Genomic DNA, 16,614 nt, shown 5'->3' with positions numbered 1-16,614 from the left:
AGTACAATAGTTAAATAAACTATAGGACTTGTAAATATCTTTCAATTTCAGCCAAAGGTCACACAACTCTGTGGATACTTAATTTTATGTAAACGGAACTCTTCTTTATCTATTACTCCATCTTTATTGGTGTCAATATTTGCGAATGAAGAGGCTTTATCTACATTTTTCATCATTTTCCCTTCTTTAGCATGCTGTTTCCTACGTTCTTCACGTCCTTCTTCTAATTCTTCTGGGGTTATTTTACCATCATTGTTAATATCATATTGTGAAAATGTAGGTTGATTATTTATGCCTTTTTCCCACATACTCTTACCTTTATCAGAATAATCAGCAGCCCATGTAGCTGTAGAAGCTATCAACGTAATAATTAGTAATCCTTTCATTGTTTTTCCTTTCATATATAGATTCATTCTCTATTTTTGAGTGAGAAATCTTCATTATTTTATACTATAAGTGTGTAAAGTGTGTGGATTGAAAAAAAAGATAAGGGTAAAAACTCAGGGTAATACGTGTAGTAGAAGACGCTTTAACCTGATATCTACAGGCTATTTTTTATTATAGCATTCCCACACAATCGTGGGAATACATCAGTTTGAACCAATATACCTATTGATTTTACAGCTTAAGGACAATTCCCTGATGGACAATTACCTTTGTTTTGCATTCTCTGGGTTTGATGTAAACGAAATTCTTCTTTGCTTATGACACCATCATTATTCGTATCAATATCTTCAAAGTCAGGTGTATTTCCTGCATTTCTCATCATACCTTGACCTTTACCCGTATTTGGACAATTGCCTGTTGGATAATTTCGTTTATTACATTTATTCATCTGCTCTGTTTGATGTAAACGGAATTCTTCCTGGTTTAATGATCCATCTTTGTTTTTATCCATGTCGGCAAATGCAGGCGCGTTTCCTGCATTTCTCAGCATTTTACCTTCTTTGGCTTTCTGACTCATACGTTTGGCACGTGCTTCCTCTAATTCCTTTTGAGTAATAGCACCATCATTGTTGATATCATACTGGGCAAATGTAGGTTGGTTATTCATACAATTCTGTCCTATACCCATGCCTTGACCTTGTCCTCTCATACCTTTATATTTTTGTCGTTCTTCCGGGCTCATACTCTGCATACGTTTTTGCATCTCTTGTTGAAAAGAAGGACGATCATCTACGGAAACACTTCCACGCATATTCATCATCTCATCGGTACTCATATGAGAAAAATCAGCAGCCCATGCAGCTGAAGCCAATAGACCTATAATTATTAATCTTTTCATTGTTTATTCCTATTATTTACTAGATTAGTTCCTATTTCTAGGAAACTTAATATATTATACTCTTTTTATGTGTATCTAATGTGTACTAAATTATAAGTTTATATAATTTTTAGATATTATATAAATTATCATTTATAGATAGAATTGCTAGTACAAATTATGAGCTTATTATCTAACATACATGATTTTTTAGCATTATAAGAGACTCAGCGTAGTTGGAATGTTAATTAAATAATTATATAGGGCGTATCATGAAGTTCTTAAAAGTAATACTTTTTTTCATACTCACGCAAACTATTTTTGCAGAGAGAATGGAAATAAGCTCTAAATACATAGAGGCAGAAGACAAAGAAATACACTTTATAGGTAATGCCAAAATAAAAATAGACAATAGTTGGTTACATGCAGATAAAGTGAAGGTATACCTTGATGAAAATAACGAAACAAGAATGTATGAAGCTATAGGATCAGTTCGCTTTGAGATTAAAGGTGACAAACACTCTTTTAAGGGGCGTGCAAACCAACTTATTTATGATAAGTGGAAATCACTTTATGTATTAAAAGGCAAAGCAATTATAAATGATAATGACTTTGTTATTAAACGTCAAATAAAAGGTGATAAGATTACTCTAAATATGATGACAGGTAGGATGAATGTTAGGGGTGGTCCTATTAGTACAAAGTTTTTTCTAAAACTTAATGATTTAAGACGCTCGTTTGGATTATAAATTATATTTTTAATGTTCTGAGAATTCATATGTAGATGATGGGTTTATACAACTTTTTGATATGATGTCGATAATCTTTATGTGAAGGAATCTCTAGTGTCAAAGTATGATCTCATAGTAGTTGGTTCCGGTGCAGCGGGCATGATGGCAGCAATTACAGCTGCACGTGCTGGAAAGTCTGTACTGCTTTTAGAGAAACTCTCCAAAATAGGTGCGAAGCTAAAAGCGACAGGCGGTGGACGCTGTAACCTGACCAATACCCTTTCAAATGAAGACTTTATGGCTCGTTTTGGTCGTGATGGACGTTTTATGACTCCTGCTCTTAATGCATTGGATCATAAGGCTCTTATGGCATTTTTTAAAGATATTGGAGTGGAGAGTCATGCTCCAGACGGTTACCGTGTTTTTCCTATCACTCACAATTCTTCGACTATTATTAACGCTATGGAACAAGAGATGCATAATCTTGGTGTAAAAGTGTTGTGTTCACAAAAGGTTGAAACTTTAGAGCATGATGGTGAAAAAGTTACTGGCGTCATTACGATTACAGATACATTTAACGGTGACAATGTAGTTATTGCTACGGGAGGTATGGGGTATCCTGTGCTTGGTGCTGAGGGTGACGGTTACACTATGGCTGAGTCTGTAGGGCATAAAGTCACGGACCTTTATCCTGCAATGATGCCACTGAAAACCATAGAGACTTGGGTAGGAAACTGTAGAGCTGATACCATAGCAAAAGTCACTATGCGAGTTGATATGAAAAAATATAAAAATCTTTCTGCCGTAGGAGACCTGATCTTTACCAAAGATGGTATTCGTGGGCCTGTAGTATTGGATTTTTCCCGTGAGATCACTCCTCTTTTAAGTAAATTTGAGGAAGTTCCTGTGCTTGTAAATCTTACCAAAGGGATTAACGAAGAGCAGATACGTGAGCACTTTAAGAAAGAACAAGCCAAAGACCCTCATCGTAATACACTACAACTGCTTCAAACTCTGCTCCCTGAGTCTGTGAGTCTAGAACTCTGCAAGCTAGCAGAAGTTGACCCTGCTCTTGCCTTGGGTAAACAAGCGGGTGCAGCAAGAGACAAGCTCATCAAACTTCTCGTATGGACACCCTTGACTATAAATGGACATGACGGATTCAAAATGGCGATGATCACTCGAGGAGGAATACATCTAAAAGAGATAGACCCCTATACCATGCAGAGTAAAAAAATAAAAGGACTATATTTCTGTGGTGAAGTGATGAATCTTGATGGCCCTTGTGGTGGGTATAATCTACAGTGGTCGTTTGCCAGTGGCTATCTGGCAGGGATGTTAAAGTAGTATTAAAATAGGTTTACCTTATAGTATATATAAGTAGATATTTTGTATAATGCGATTCACAAAATTAAAATGAAACTTCTTCTAAAGTTTTTCATAGAAAGAGAACATATGTATAAAAAAATGATTACACCTATCAAAGCATTGGCACTTGCTACTGTATGTTTAGTTGGACTTAGTACTGCTGCAATGAGTGAAGAAGACCATCATTATGGTGCACATAAGGGACATGACTGGGAATTTGGTGTTTCTGTAGGATATGTAGACCTGAAAACTGAGGGTGAAGAAGGTACTATGTTGGACTTTCATATTATGAAAGAGTTAGATGGTGATGGATTGGAGAAGTACTTCTCTGTAGGAGTTGGTGCGGAAGTGGTATTTTCACATGATAACCACTATGTCGCAATGGTCATACTTGCATACCATCCTACTGAAAATATAGTACTTTCAGTTGCTCCGGGATTTGAATGGGCAAAGCATGATGGAGAAACAGAAAGAGAATATGTTACTCACTATGAAGCCGTATATAACCTTGATATTTCAGAAGAATACCATATCGGCCCAATGATTGGATACTCGAAGACAAAAGAAGCTGAAGATTATACAGTAGGTATCCATATCGGTATACCATTTTAGAAAAAAGACACTCTAGACTTTTTTAGGTACCATCGTTCCTGATGGTACTCTCATACAAAACCCCAATAATCAAATATACTTTCTCTACGCTATAATGTTCTATATAACTTCTTTTGGAAGATGATTAGAAGAAAAAACTCCTATATCCGAGGAATCACATCATGCCATTTACAAAACTCCAACTCTCAGTACCTATAATACAAGCACTTCAAGAAAATAATTATACAGAACCAACATCCATACAAGAGAAGGTCATCCCTCTAGTATTAGAAAAGTATGATGTTATGGCACGAGCACAGACAGGAAGTGGTAAAAGTGCGAGCTTTGTTTTGCCTATTTTGGAGCTATGGTCTAAAAATGTGGCTGAGGGGAAGTCGAAGATAAAGGTTTTGGTGTTGACCCCTACTCGTGAGCTTACGATTCAAGTAGCAGAGTACTTTTCTACTTTTGGGGCACATCTACCTAGAAAACCAAAAGTGGTTTCTGTTATTGGTGGAGAAAGCATTGGTGATCAGATTTTTGCTATACAGAAAGGATGTGATATACTTGTAGCAACATCGGGAAGATTTTTAGATGTGCTGCGTAAAAAACAGATGAACCTTTCACATCTTGAGTTTTTAGTGCTGGATGAAGCAGATAAAATGCTAAATCTCGGGTTTTCCGAAGAGCTTGACCTCATTTTAGAAGCTATACCCACACAGCGTCAAAACCTTATGTTTTCAGCAACCTATCTTCAAAAGATGCTTGACATTGCTTCAAAGATCACAAAAAATCCTGTCGAAGTAAGTTTTGAAGATGAAGCACCTACTGTGGAGAAGATAGTTCAAAGAGTGATAGAAGTGAATCCTGAAAATCGTGGACCAGTGCTTAGACATCTGATGAAGAAAGAGAAATGGAAAACAGTGCTTGTCTTCATGACTAATAAAAGAGCCACAGACAACATTGCCGAGAAGTTTAGAAATCGTGGGTATTTGGCGGAGTCTTTTCATGGGGATCTGACGCAGGAAGACCGTAACTATACGCTCGAACAGTTCAAAGCGAAGAAAATACAGATCTTGTTTGCGACAGATCTGGTTTCCAGAGGACTGGATATAGATGATATTAGCTGTGTCATAAACTATGACTTGCCACGTTCACCTGCGGATTATATCCACCGTATAGGACGAACAGGAAGAGCTGGTAAGGCAGGATTAGCAGTGACATTCATAGGACATGAGGAACAAGAACATTTTAAACTCATAGAAAAACGTAGTAACATCAAACTGGAAAGAGAACAGATACAAGGTTATGAACTTAAAGGTGATGCGCCTATAAAAGAAAAAGGAAAAGCGCCTGTCAAAGGTAAAAGAAAAAGTAAAAAAGACAGGTTACGAGAGCAAGCACTCAAGGAAGCTGACTAAAGGATAAGTTGATATACTAAAATATCTAAAATAAAAAGGTTTGAATATGTTTGATACTGTGAAGAAAATATTGGTAGTCAGTAGTTTTTTATTAGCAATAAATGTCAGTTATGCGGATACTTCGGCCATGGATTGTGTAAAAACAAAATGGGAAGGAAACAACTATACCTTTATGAATGTATGTGATTATAATGTTTTTGTGATGTATTGCACGGAAGGTAAGAAAACTACAGGTAAGTATTGTGGTGACTATACAGGTAGTAAGGGATTAAAAGGGTCTTTTTATACCCATACATTCAATTTAAAAGCAGGAAAAAAACAAAGCAAGTATAAGCCCAAAGGTATTCGTTATGGTGCTTGTAAAGGAATGACAGGTTTTGGTAGATATTTTACTGATCATAAAGATGGTAGCTATGTGTGTGAAGAGCCAAGAAGATTATATGATTAAGTAAGGGGATTTAATAGTGTTGATGAGAAGAAGTAGCTTGTAAAACTATTATGGTAAAATTCCGCCATAAAGAAAGTAAGGAATTGATGTGTTTAACATTCAAAACTATTCGAAACAAAATATAAAAAATGACATTCTCTCAGGGGCATTAGTAGCAGTAGCACTTGTGCCTGAGGCGATAGCATTTTCATTTATCGCAGGTGTTTCTCCTGTGGTTGGACTGTATGGCGCATTTATTATTGGTCTTATTACCTCTCTTATTGGGGGTAAACCAGGAATGATATCTGGAGCTACAGGTTCTGTAGCTGTTGTATTTGTCTCTCTTGGACTTTCAGTAAAATATATGTACCCAGATCTTTCTACGGAAGATCTTTCTATGATGATACTGCACTATATTCTTCTGACATCTATCATTGCAGGACTTATACAGATAGCGATTGGAGTTATGAAGATGGGTAAGTTTATCCGTCTAGTACCTCAACCTGCCCTTTTTGGATTTGTAAACGGACTTGCCATTGTTATAGCTATAGCTCAACTTCCTTTCCTTGCACCTGCAAATATAGAACAATACAGCTCATGGATAGAGATTATAAAAACAAGTTTTTCTGAGAACTATATTATGTATATTATTATCATTGCAACGATGGCTACAATGCAGTATTTACCTAAGATAAGTAAAGCCGTACCTGCAGGTCTTGTAGCGATAATTGTAGTAACCCTAGTAGTATATTTTGCTAATATCGATACTAAAACAGTGGGTCATCTTGCAGATCTTTCTCATGTATCCATGCCAAGTTTTATACTTCCTGATCTCTCTTTGTTCTCATGGGATTCTATGGCTATCATATTACCTACAGCTGTTATTGTTGCTCTTGTTGGGCTTATCGAATCGTTATTGACCCTATCAGTGCTTGATGAAATGGGTGGAGAACGTGGTTCAGGTAATAAAGAGTGTATTGCTCTTGGTGTGGGTAATAGTACTTCTGGTCTCTTCGGCGGTATGGCAGGTTGTGCGATGATAGGTCAATCTGTTATTAACTTTACTTCTGGTGGTCTGGGTCGTCTTTCATCTTTCACGGCGGCAGTTTTACTCATTATTCTTGTGGTAAGTTTTTCAAATATTATTGCCGCAATTCCTGTGGCTGTACTTGTGGGGATCATGTTTATGGTGAGTATTGGTACCTTTGAATTTTCTTCACTCAAGCGTATCAAACATATGCCACGTTCAGATGCCTTTGTTTTGGTGGTTGTAACGATTATTACAGTGATTGAAGACCTTGCAGTAGCGGTGATTGCAGGTATCATCATCTCTGCACTTGTCTTTGCATGGGAACATGCTAAGATCTTTGCACGTACTTCTGTAGACAGTGAGGGGAAAAAGATCTATGAACTTGATGGCCCTCTTTTCTTTGCTTCTGTAACATCATTTAATGAACAGTTTGATGTAGAGAATGATCCTTCAGAGGTCATTATAGACTTTAAAAAAGCAAGAGTAATGGACTCTTCTGGTGCAGAAGCGATCGATGGACTGACAGAGAAGTATAAAAAAACAGGTAAGAAACTTACACTTAGACACCTCTCTGAAGATTGTAAACGTATGTTAAAGACAGCAGGTCCTTTCTGTTTATATGAGGAAGATGATCCTACCTATAAAGTTGCAGCTAACGTCTAATCCTTCTCCTAAATACGCTAGATTTTTCTAGCGTGTCTTTCCACCCACTACACATACTTTCTACAGACTATATGTTAATATAAGCATAAAGGATCCATCATGTTTAATAAATATTTTAGTATTTCCCTTCTACCTATTTGTTTTTCTTTGTCTTTATCAGCTAATTCTGGATTTGAGTATGTAGGAATAAATGTAAAGTTTTTAACCAATAAAGGGACAGTATCTGAGATATCAGTGAAGCGTGATATTCCTGAAGAGTGTAAAAAAATACCTATCAATAATACGATGGTGTGGACAGGAAACTACGCCAATACAAAAGTCCCTGAAAAATGTAAATCTACTTATGTACATACCACTGGTAAACTGCTGCCTATGCATTTACATGAAGAAATCTCTACTTATGGGGAGCTTGAGGTTTTAGCCTTTATCAAACAGATGCAGACAGATGACTCTATGATGCTGATAGATGGACGCAAGCAGGATTGGTATGATTATCGTACGATACCAGGTGCAGTTAATATGCCATTTCATCATTTTAAAGAACGAAAAGCTTTTGAGTTTGAGTTTGAACATGAATTAAGAATTCTTGGTGTGATTATCAATGAAGATGAAACACTGGATTTCACTAAAGCCAAAGAGATAGTTATCTTTTGTAATGGACCATGGTGTAGTCAGTCAGTAGCCATGATAGATGCACTTCTTGAGATAGGATATCCACCTGAAAAGATGAACTGGTATCGAGGAGGTCTGCAGACATGGTTAGCTGCAGGTATGACGTCTACAAGGAAGTAGCTATGTAATTCATAAAGATATACAGTCTTTATATTTATATAGAAGGAGTTTATGATGTATAAAATTATATTTTTACTTATCATTTTTAGCTTTTTGGGTTTCTCTAATGATCTTCATACTTCGTTAGTTTCGATAGGGGTTGAAACAGACTATATCAACCACGCAGGAGAGAACAAACGTATTACTGTCAAACGGGAGATTGACCCTGAATGTAAAAATATACATATTAGCAATGATGTATTTTGGAAAGATAAGTATGCTAGTCGAAGTGTATTAAAAGCCTGTAAATCTACTTTCATTACAAGTGCGGGTAAAACCATTTTTCCTATGCAAATCCATAAAGATATAGAGACGTATGGAGAAATGGAAGTCATGACCTTTATAAAAAATATGCAGCAGGATAAGAGCATGCTTTTCATAGATACCCGCGATGAAGAGTGGTATGAATATCGTACAATTCCTGGTGCTGTTAATATACATTATGCCTATATGACGATGCCAAAAGTGTTTGAAGAGGAATATAAAGCTTCTTTAGTAAAACTGGGTGTTCTTGCTAAGAATAAGTCTTTTGACTTTTCTCAGGCAAAAACTATTTTACTTTTTTGCAATGGTGCCTGGTGTAGTCAGTCTCCTAAAATGATCAAAGCACTGCTCTCTTTAGGCTATCCGCCAAAAAAGATAAAGTGGTATCGAGGCGGAATGGATGACTGGCTTGGTTTAAGTATGACTACAACGAGAAAATAAGTTTAGTCAACTATGATTCTAGCATCTAGAGGCTGTATAGGTCTATTATTAACACCATGCATTATTTTCATGAATTTAGCTACTTGTTCTTTAGAGATAGTGAGTGTATCTTTAAATACAAACCATCTAACTCCCTCTGTACATGGAGGTGTGGTGAGTGAACCATTAAAACGATAATAATGTTTGTCTACTGGTAACAGAGCATTGGCTATTTTAGAAAGTTTCAACTCCTGTATCTCTCCGGCTTTTGTTGGCATTGTATCCCAAAATTTTGCTAATTCCTTATTTTCTTCACCCTCTTCGAACATGACGGCAAGTACGGCGATATTCCCGTCTCTATCTAAATTGACAAAATGTCCTTCTAGAGGGAATTCTTTTCCCTCTATATGATTTTCGCTGGGTGCATGGAAGTGAAATTGTTTCAGTTCAAATGTAATGTCATCAATAACTACTGTACTACCCTTAGCCATATTGACCTGAACAGTATGCCCGTTATCAACAATATAATTAGAGTCACTTCCATAAGAAGGAGAAAGTGGTGGAAGAAAGCTGTGGATCGAATGGGTAATGTTTATAGGTGACTGATTGAGTCCTGTAGCACATTCTCTATATTTTTCAGAAAGTTTTCCCCATTGATCGGGTGAATTATGGCCTGTATAACCCCAGTGAATATCTTCATTTTTAGGTTCTGCATTATTTGCCAATAACATCATGGTAGATGTTAAAAGTATTGATGTAATTTTTTGCATAAGCAATCCTTTTTATATTAATAATTTAGTATAAAATGAATTAAATTAAAAAGAAGTGTGAATGGGTCAAAAAAGGGATAAATATCAGTAGATATGTCAAGATGATCTATACTAATAAATAGTACTGTTTAAACATAGCAATACTATTGTATATATTAGATAAAAAACATTCCTATCATCAGAAATAAGAATGGAAGTAATGTCAGCATATAGATGCTCTTTTGTGTTTTGATCGCTTTATAGATACCCCAAAAAAAGATCCCAAGAGCAACAATGAATCCAATACCCCAAGGCAGCAGGATCATTGGATTTTCAGTTGCACAAAGAGAAAGTGTCAAAAATATGAAGAATAGAATGACTTTCATTATTTTTCTAATTCTTCTTTACCCAATTTCTCAACCATTTTGATACTCTCTAGCGCATTGTTCAGTATTTTTTTGGTCGATGTCAGAGGTTTCATATGTAGATTGGTTTGTTTTTTGTCAAGACTTTCATCCATAAGAACAGTCATGACTTCCATTTCAAGCTCTTTTATGATCTCATTCATTTTATCTTCTATAAAATCCACATTCATATTATTTAGTATGTCCCTATTTTGCTTTAGGTCTGAAGACCTTAATGACTTCTTCATTTGCTTCCATATAAGACCCACCAATAAGGTCTATACAGTATGGAACAGCAGGAAAGACTGCATCTAGACATTCACGGATTGATTTTGGTTTTCCTGGAAGATTGATGATAAGTGAACCATTACAGATACCTGCTGTCTGACGAGAAAGTATTGCTGTTGGTACATACTGTAAACTCACTGCCCTCATCTGCTCTCCAAATCCCGGAAGAAGTTTTTGGCACACATTCTCAGTTGCTTCAGTCGTCACATCTCTTGGTGCAGGACCTGTTCCACCAGTGGTGACGATCAGATCACAATTTTCATCACGTGAAAGATTTATCAGTGTGGTTTCTATAAGACTTTGTTCATCTGGTATACATCTGTATTCATATTCACATTCATTGAGTAAATACTCTTTCATCGTGTCCATTATGGCTACACCGGAAATATCTTCATAAATACCTTGTGATGCTCTGTCACTTGTAGTGATGACACCGATTCTAATTTTGTCCATTACTAACACGTCCTTGCTAATTCATAATTATTTTCACGCATTATATCGTAATTATTTTAGGGTCTTAAATGTTAAGATCATCTAAAGGGACAGGTTTTGCAAGATAGTATCCTTGTGCGTATTCAATGCCAAGTTTCCTGATTTCATCATAACTCTCTTGATTGCAAACAAACTCAGCAATCAGTTTTAATCCTTTTTCTTTGGCAAAAGTTTGAATGGTCTTTACAATAATTTTGCTATTTTCAGATTCATGTATATTTTCAATAAAAGAACCGTCAATCTTTAATGTAGTGATGGGTAAAAACTCTGTTTGAGCAAAATTAGAACATTGTACACCAAAGTCATCAACAACCAATTCAAGACCCAATTTATGTAAGGTTAAAATCAGATTTTTTGTATCATCAGACTGTGTGATCGCATGAGATTCCAATACTTCTAATGAAAGTAATTTCGGATCTACTGCATGATAATCAATGGTCCTTTGAATAAATTCAATCAATCCTTCATGCTGAATTTCACAATCACTAATATTGATACTGAAATTTTTCCCCGTTTTTGCTGCGTGTTTACATCCCTGATCAAACATAAATTTAAAGATACTATAAAGTTGTCCACTGTATCTGGCTGCCTTAATAAACTTACTTGGAGAGTAAACTTCTTCATTATTTTTAATACGGACTAAGAGTTCATACTTATCAATACTTTGATCATTTAAATTAAAAATAGGTTGGGCATATGCGATGATATTATTATGATCAAGTGCATGTTTTATAATCGGTGCCCAGTAGTTTGTATCATTTATCTGCTGTATCACTTTCAAATCACTTGAATAGAATTTAATTTGATTCCTTCCTAAATTACGTGCTTCTTTTAATGCTAATTCAGCTTTTTTTAATACATCATCTTCCGTTTGGTAGGCAACACCTATTGTCGTTTCAATATGTATATTAAAATTCTCAGTCACTATAGAAAATTTAGAAATATCGTTTTTTATTTTTTCAACATTCTGTTGAAGACTATCTAAGTGTTCTTTGGTTGTGACAAGAGCAAAAATATCATTATTTAAATGATAAACTTTATATATGTCACTATACTTAGAACTCAAAAATGCACCTAGCTCTTTAAGAACATAATCACCTACATCATAACCATTGGTCTCATTAATATGACTAAAACCAATGATGTCTATAAGTATAAGGGTTTGATGTGATTGCTTTGAAAAATCTTCAATTAATTTGATACGATTTGGTAACAAAGTTAATGAATCAGTTGTCATTTGCCGGTACGTTTCTTCATACTTATTCTGAAGCTCTACTAATTGCCCATATTGTCTAATGGATGTTCTGATGGTAGTATAAAGTCGTTCACGTGTGAGTTCTGTTTTTTCCTTAAAATCATTAATATCATAGTGTTGAATAACATGCATTGGAGGAAAATCATTGGCTTGTCCTGTACGGATGATTAGCCTGATAAAATCATTTTGTAGTTCTTTTCTAATATAATCTACAAGCTCCAAACCTGCTTCAGGCGTTTCCATTACGACATCTATGAGAGCAAGTGCAATATCATCATGTTCGCTAAGAAGTTTTTTTGCTTCAGAAGAACTGTACGCAGTTAACACCTCAAGTTCAAAATCAGAAAAATTCATTGATTCCAATGCTATGTTTGTTATATCATGAATGGCTTGGTCATCATCTACAATTAATATCTTTTGTATGTTTTTTTTACTCTGTGTATGAGATTTTTCTTCTTTTGCAAAAATTAAATTAGCCATGTTTAACCTTTATAATTGATGGATCAAGTGTGATGCTGAAACCTAAACCATGAGGTGATACTTTCATAAGTTTTAATGTACCTCCAAGCTGTCGGGTAATGAGATTGTAAACAATGTGTAAGCCAAGTCCACTTCCACCTTGTCCCCGTTTAGTGGTAAAGAAAGGATCAAAAATCTTTTTTTCGTGTTCACTGTTGACACCTTTACCGTTATCTCGATAATGAATAATGAATTGATTTGTTAATTCCATAGTTATATTGATGACATTATCTTCACCTTCTTCAAAAGCATGTTTAATAGAATTTAAAATAAGATTTGAAAAGATCTGTGAAAAAATTCCTGGGTAACTATCAAGAACAATACTGTCATTTATACTATTGTTCACTTTTACCTGTTTATCATTTAACTGAGATTGAAAACTAAAAATAATACTATCAACATATTGTTTTAAATTAAATTCACGTTGGTCTTCAAAGTGTTGGTCAACAGAAATATCTTTAAAGGACTTGACTAAAGTCACAGCATTATTTAACCTGTCACGAATAGTTTGAACTAATTTCTTCATAATACTAATGTACGCTTTGAGTGCTTCTTCAGTCAGCATGTTTTCTTTGTAATTTGACTCTAATTTATTAAGTTCATGGTCAATTTGAGAAATACCGGTTAGACCTACTCCCAAAGGCGTATTTATCTCATGAGCCATACCGGACACTAACGATCCCAAAGATGCCATTTTTTCTGATTCAATGAGTATCTTTTGAGCTTGTTCAAGTTTTTCCAAACTTTCTTGAAGCTCAAGTCTGACTTTCTCTTCACTACTTACAAAGTAGTAATAAAGACTAAAAACCACACCAATAATTACAATAAAATTAATGACAAAAAAGCCAATGATATATCCCTCTGGCAAACCAATATCGTATGGTTTTGCATAGGAATCCACTAAACCGCTAAAGATCATTAATGAGATAAATAGGAAAAGCCATAATAATGACTTTCTTTTATCTCCTATTGTGAAGCTACCAAATACAGCTATAACAGACCAGAGAACATTTCCACCACTGGCGATAAAGCCTCCAAGAAAAAACTGAAAGAAAAAAGGAAGTAATAATGAAATAATAATCTGTATATTTTGAGACACTTGAAAATTTTTCGTAAAATATAAATAAGTGAAGTTTAAGATGGTGATAAATATGTAAGTATAGGGCACTATTGCTGCAAGATAAATGTCATGGTACAGGCAGAGAGTACCCCATAACAGACCACCCATACTCATGAGTAAACCCATATAAATCAGGAAACTATGCTGACGCTTTTCTGTTTCTGTATTGCTTGAAGTATCTGCAATGGTAAGCAATGGCAATATATAATTTAGATACTTATTCATTGAGTATACTTTCAGATTTAATTATATATTGTAATATAATTTTTTTAAATAAAACAATAATATCTTTACAAATTATACTATCTTGATTGTAACGATACTATTTAAGATATTTTAATCAATATTTTATCAAGAAGTCTAGTACTTAATATCCTCTTTAAATACCCTAACAAGTACGTTGCTTTAGTAATATAGTAACGAGGTTTTGGTTTATCGGCCAATATGATTTTATGTACTATAGATGCTACTGAGGTCGCATCTTCTTTAAAAGGTACTTTTTTGGTAATTCCCTCCATACTTCGTAGGTACTCTTCCTTAAATAAGGAATGCTCTATATCTACATTCTCTTTTAGCTTCTGTACGGCATTTTTTCGAAAATCACTGGTGATGGGTCCTGTATTTAGAAGTATAGGATAAATATGTGTATCTTTGAGTTCCAGTCTTAGTGTGTCTGTTAGCCCCTCTACTGCGTATTTACTTGCATTGTATGCACCTCGACTAAAAAGAGAGATAAGACCAAGTACAGAACTATGCTGGATGATCTTTCCATATCCTTGCTCTCTCATCACTGGAATTATCTGTCGGGTGCATTCATGCAGACCAAAAACATTGGTCTCAAACTGCTCTTTGAGTACCACAGTGCTAATGTCTTCCATAGCACCAGGTTGACCAAATCCTGCATTATTGAACCAGACATCTATCTTACTGTCAACCTCAAGAACTTTGTTAATAACTGCTCTGATCTCATCGGGTTTTCTCACATCAAGCAGCATAGCATCTTCAAAACCTAGATCTTTTAACATCTCTACATCTTTTTGATCTCGTGCAGTAGGATAGACTTTGACAAATTTATCTTTTAGATACATTGCTGTTTCAAGTCCTATACCTGTGGAACAGCCTGTTATGACGATGTTGGTCACTATTTTATCCTTCTATATACTTTTTGAGTGTTTCTGTATTGACATTTTTGCCTCGTGTATGCTCTTTAGAAAACTCTACGATCATGCCGTGAAAACGGGCATAGACACTATGTAGTGTCATCTTGGTATCATACATTTGGGTTATTTTATCAAAGTTTGCTTCGATCCCCTCTTGCATCCATGCCTGGATCTGAATATAGCTATCAAAATTGTAGCCAAAAGCCTCAAGGAGTCTGTATGTATAGCTATCGACAACAAAGGCCTCACGTCCACATCCATAACAAAGGATAGAGTCTGCACTCTCCATTCCTATTCCTTTTTGTTCGAGCAGCCAGTCTCGAGTTACATCATTTTGAAACATTTCAAATGTATGAAACTCATTGAGAATATTTTGACACAGTTTTTGAAGTCTCACAGCTTTGGTATTGTAAAAACCACTGGGTTTGATAAGTGTAGAGATCTGCTCAATCTCTGCCCTGCTTAGGGATTCAAGGGTTATGAGACCACCCTCTTTTAAATTTACCAGTGACTCCTCTACTCTTTCCCATTTTGCCTGCTGGGTCAAGATCGCACCGATGATGACTTCAAAAGTACAGCTTTGCGGCCACCAGAGGGGATCTCTGGTAGTTTTAAGATAGCCCATGTTTTTAAGAGCACGCAGTAGATCGTAACTATTTTGCAAAAGATACCTTTAGCTATGTGGTGTATGGTACTGTGATAGATAATCTTTCAAGATTTCACTATGGTCAAAAACCAATTGATCTATCGGTATATCTTCCAGTGCGTAGAGCTTCGCCTCTTTTGCATCATCTCCGCCTTTGGGTTGGCCTTGAGCTTGTGCTATGAAGACAACACTTGCCGTATGAAACCTGGGGTCACGCTTAGGGTCAGAATAGACACCAAGCAGACTGCTTATCTGTACATCCATGTTCGTCTCCTCTTTCATCTCCCGTATTAAAGCATCTTCTACACACTCACCCACATCCACAAAACCGCCGGGAAGCGCTAAGCCTTTCGGGTCATTTTTACGCTCGATGAGTACGATACCCTTAAATGTACCTCCCTTATACAACTCTATAATGCCATCAGTAGTAAGATAGGGTGTCATAGGCGTAAAAGGCATAGAAGGTGTTCTTTGTATCTTGAGCAGTGCAACAGCTTGCGTCAAAGAAAGAAAAAACGTAGCAGTAAGAAGTCCAAGAGAAACGGGTAAACGGAAGGTCTCACTGGCTTGCAAAAGAAAATACGAGTGTATAGTTACGGCGAATAGTCCTCCACCCACCAATAACCAAGAAAAAAGAAGGCCAAGTGCGCGTCTTTGAACGAGTACCTGAAAACCGTAAAGCACAAATCCTACCAGTAATAAATTGAGGATCAGAAACAACTGAATGCCACCCGGCATCCCGAACAGTTCCCACTCATGCCAGTAAGCAGAGTCAATCTCGTGCGTAATGAGAACTGCAGCGTTCAGGAGGTAGAGCCACAGTATGATTGGCTTCGCTGGCATTGAATCTCCTTTTAATATGCTGTTTTCTCAATGAGAAATTTATAGAGAGTTCTATCCTCTCAATACATGCCCTACACGCTTTATGAAGTAAGTCGTAGTCAAAGGTGCGAAGAAATCAAAAGCTTGTT

General features: G+C 35.9%; 19 protein-coding genes. 8 read left to right on the top strand and 11 right to left on the bottom strand.

Going from position 1 to position 16,614, the window contains the following annotated elements; all coding sequences use genetic code 11:
• Window positions 1-47: 47 nt before the first annotated feature.
• Both ABZC96_RS00875 and ABZC96_RS00870 read right to left on the bottom strand, forming a co-directional pair.
• On the bottom strand, window positions 48-386 hold the full coding sequence (locus ABZC96_RS00875) for an EF-hand domain-containing protein (protein WP_373028400.1): 339 nt from the start codon (window positions 384-386) through the stop codon (window positions 48-50).
• 239 nt (window positions 387-625) lie between these two features.
• Window positions 626-1,285 carry an EF-hand domain-containing protein gene (locus ABZC96_RS00870; RefSeq protein WP_373028399.1) on the bottom strand — a complete coding sequence of 220 codons (660 nt, stop codon included), beginning with the start codon at window positions 1,283-1,285 and terminating at the stop codon, window positions 626-628.
• A gap of 251 nt (window positions 1,286-1,536) precedes the next feature.
• Between ABZC96_RS00870 and ABZC96_RS00865 the strand changes: the two genes are divergently transcribed.
• The 8 genes from ABZC96_RS00865 (at window position 1,537) to ABZC96_RS00830 (ending at window position 9,031) form a co-directional block, all read left to right on the top strand.
• A complete protein-coding gene (locus tag ABZC96_RS00865; RefSeq protein WP_373028398.1) occupies window positions 1,537-2,013 on the top strand; it encodes an LptA/OstA family protein in 477 nt (158 codons plus the stop codon).
• 96 nt (window positions 2,014-2,109) lie between these two features.
• Window positions 2,110-3,342, top strand: a complete 1,233-nt coding sequence (locus ABZC96_RS00860) for an NAD(P)/FAD-dependent oxidoreductase (RefSeq protein WP_373028397.1) — start codon at window positions 2,110-2,112, stop codon at window positions 3,340-3,342.
• 108 nt (window positions 3,343-3,450) lie between these two features.
• Window positions 3,451-3,975 carry a hypothetical protein gene (locus ABZC96_RS00855; protein WP_373028395.1) on the top strand — a complete coding sequence of 175 codons (525 nt, stop codon included), beginning with the start codon at window positions 3,451-3,453 and terminating at the stop codon, window positions 3,973-3,975.
• 161 nt (window positions 3,976-4,136) lie between these two features.
• On the top strand, window positions 4,137-5,375 hold the full coding sequence (locus ABZC96_RS00850) for a DEAD/DEAH box helicase (protein WP_373028394.1): 1,239 nt from the start codon (window positions 4,137-4,139) through the stop codon (window positions 5,373-5,375).
• 46 nt (window positions 5,376-5,421) lie between these two features.
• Window positions 5,422-5,823, top strand: coding sequence for a hypothetical protein (locus ABZC96_RS00845; RefSeq protein ID WP_373028393.1), 402 nt, complete (start codon window positions 5,422-5,424; stop codon window positions 5,821-5,823).
• An 88-nt stretch (window positions 5,824-5,911) separates the two neighbouring features.
• Window positions 5,912-7,495 carry a SulP family inorganic anion transporter gene (locus ABZC96_RS00840; protein WP_373028391.1) on the top strand — a complete coding sequence of 528 codons (1,584 nt, stop codon included), beginning with the start codon at window positions 5,912-5,914 and terminating at the stop codon, window positions 7,493-7,495.
• 99 nt (window positions 7,496-7,594) lie between these two features.
• Complete coding sequence (locus ABZC96_RS00835) at window positions 7,595-8,287, top strand: rhodanese-like domain-containing protein (protein WP_373028390.1); 693 nt, start codon at window positions 7,595-7,597, stop codon at window positions 8,285-8,287.
• Between the two features lie 54 nt (window positions 8,288-8,341).
• Entirely contained in the window at window positions 8,342-9,031 is a 690-nt protein-coding gene (locus ABZC96_RS00830) for a rhodanese-like domain-containing protein (RefSeq protein ID WP_373028389.1), read from the top strand.
• Window positions 9,032-9,033: 2 nt separating this feature from the next.
• On the opposite strand, the gene ABZC96_RS00825 is transcribed toward ABZC96_RS00830, so the two are convergent.
• From ABZC96_RS00825 to ABZC96_RS00785, 9 genes are all read right to left on the bottom strand, one after another.
• Window positions 9,034-9,780, bottom strand: coding sequence for a carbonic anhydrase (locus ABZC96_RS00825; RefSeq protein ID WP_373028388.1), 747 nt, complete (start codon window positions 9,778-9,780; stop codon window positions 9,034-9,036).
• Between the two features lie 155 nt (window positions 9,781-9,935).
• Complete coding sequence (locus tag ABZC96_RS00820) at window positions 9,936-10,145, bottom strand: hypothetical protein (RefSeq protein WP_373028387.1); 210 nt, start codon at window positions 10,143-10,145, stop codon at window positions 9,936-9,938.
• A complete protein-coding gene (locus tag ABZC96_RS00815) occupies window positions 10,145-10,354 on the bottom strand; it encodes a hypothetical protein (protein ID WP_373028386.1) in 210 nt (69 codons plus the stop codon). Before ABZC96_RS00815 ends, ABZC96_RS00820 begins: the two co-directional genes overlap by 1 nt.
• Before the next feature lie 16 nt (window positions 10,355-10,370).
• On the bottom strand, window positions 10,371-10,904 hold the full coding sequence (gene mog / locus ABZC96_RS00810; protein WP_373028384.1) for a molybdopterin adenylyltransferase: 534 nt from the start codon (window positions 10,902-10,904) through the stop codon (window positions 10,371-10,373).
• Window positions 10,905-10,968: 64 nt separating this feature from the next.
• Window positions 10,969-12,678 carry an EAL domain-containing protein gene (locus ABZC96_RS00805; RefSeq protein WP_373028383.1) on the bottom strand — a complete coding sequence of 570 codons (1,710 nt, stop codon included), beginning with the start codon at window positions 12,676-12,678 and terminating at the stop codon, window positions 10,969-10,971.
• A complete protein-coding gene (locus ABZC96_RS00800) occupies window positions 12,671-14,062 on the bottom strand; it encodes a sensor histidine kinase (RefSeq protein ID WP_373028381.1) in 1,392 nt (463 codons plus the stop codon). The genes ABZC96_RS00805 and ABZC96_RS00800 overlap by 8 nt, the downstream gene beginning before the upstream one ends.
• A gap of 101 nt (window positions 14,063-14,163) precedes the next feature.
• A complete protein-coding gene (locus tag ABZC96_RS00795; RefSeq protein ID WP_373028380.1) occupies window positions 14,164-14,979 on the bottom strand; it encodes an SDR family NAD(P)-dependent oxidoreductase in 816 nt (271 codons plus the stop codon).
• A 4-nt stretch (window positions 14,980-14,983) separates the two neighbouring features.
• Window positions 14,984-15,661, bottom strand: a complete 678-nt coding sequence (locus ABZC96_RS00790) for a 3-methyladenine DNA glycosylase (protein ID WP_373028379.1) — start codon at window positions 15,659-15,661, stop codon at window positions 14,984-14,986.
• Between the two features lie 9 nt (window positions 15,662-15,670).
• The gene (locus tag ABZC96_RS00785) at window positions 15,671-16,486 is read right to left on the bottom strand and encodes a DUF6713 family protein (RefSeq protein WP_373028378.1); all 816 of its coding nucleotides are present in this window, start codon (window positions 16,484-16,486) and stop codon (window positions 15,671-15,673) included.
• Window positions 16,487-16,614 lie beyond the last annotated feature (128 nt).

This window comes from Sulfurovum sp. (genome assembly GCF_041551015.1).
In the GTDB taxonomy this organism is placed as follows: Bacteria; Campylobacterota; Campylobacteria; order Campylobacterales; family Sulfurovaceae; genus Sulfurovum.
Note: the sequence above shows the minus strand (reverse complement) of the source record. Positions and strands in the feature narration are given on the sequence as shown.

Excerpts from the sequence above, each read along its gene's own strand:
- ABZC96_RS00830 (WP_373028389.1), top strand. The coding sequence starts at position 8,342 with ATGTATAAAATTATATTTTTACTTATCATTTTTAGCTTTTTGGGTTTC.
- mog (WP_373028384.1), bottom strand. The coding sequence starts at position 10,904 with ATGGACAAAATTAGAATCGGTGTCATCACTACAAGTGACAGAGCATCA.
- ABZC96_RS00875 (WP_373028400.1), bottom strand. The coding sequence starts at position 386 with ATGAAAGGATTACTAATTATTACGTTGATAGCTTCTACAGCTACATGG.
- ABZC96_RS00785 (WP_373028378.1), bottom strand. The coding sequence starts at position 16,486 with ATGCCAGCGAAGCCAATCATACTGTGGCTCTACCTCCTGAACGCTGCA.
- ABZC96_RS00820 (WP_373028387.1), bottom strand. The coding sequence starts at position 10,145 with ATGAAAGTCATTCTATTCTTCATATTTTTGACACTTTCTCTTTGTGCA.
- ABZC96_RS00815 (WP_373028386.1), bottom strand. The coding sequence starts at position 10,354 with ATGAATGTGGATTTTATAGAAGATAAAATGAATGAGATCATAAAAGAG.
- ABZC96_RS00850 (WP_373028394.1), top strand. The coding sequence starts at position 4,137 with ATGCCATTTACAAAACTCCAACTCTCAGTACCTATAATACAAGCACTT.
- ABZC96_RS00800 (WP_373028381.1), bottom strand. The coding sequence starts at position 14,062 with ATGAATAAGTATCTAAATTATATATTGCCATTGCTTACCATTGCAGAT.
- ABZC96_RS00865 (WP_373028398.1), top strand. The coding sequence starts at position 1,537 with ATGAAGTTCTTAAAAGTAATACTTTTTTTCATACTCACGCAAACTATT.
- ABZC96_RS00870 (WP_373028399.1), bottom strand. The coding sequence starts at position 1,285 with ATGAAAAGATTAATAATTATAGGTCTATTGGCTTCAGCTGCATGGGCT.
- ABZC96_RS00855 (WP_373028395.1), top strand. The coding sequence starts at position 3,451 with ATGTATAAAAAAATGATTACACCTATCAAAGCATTGGCACTTGCTACT.
- ABZC96_RS00825 (WP_373028388.1), bottom strand. The coding sequence starts at position 9,780 with ATGCAAAAAATTACATCAATACTTTTAACATCTACCATGATGTTATTG.
- ABZC96_RS00835 (WP_373028390.1), top strand. The coding sequence starts at position 7,595 with ATGTTTAATAAATATTTTAGTATTTCCCTTCTACCTATTTGTTTTTCT.
- ABZC96_RS00805 (WP_373028383.1), bottom strand. The coding sequence starts at position 12,678 with ATGGCTAATTTAATTTTTGCAAAAGAAGAAAAATCTCATACACAGAGT.
- ABZC96_RS00845 (WP_373028393.1), top strand. The coding sequence starts at position 5,422 with ATGTTTGATACTGTGAAGAAAATATTGGTAGTCAGTAGTTTTTTATTA.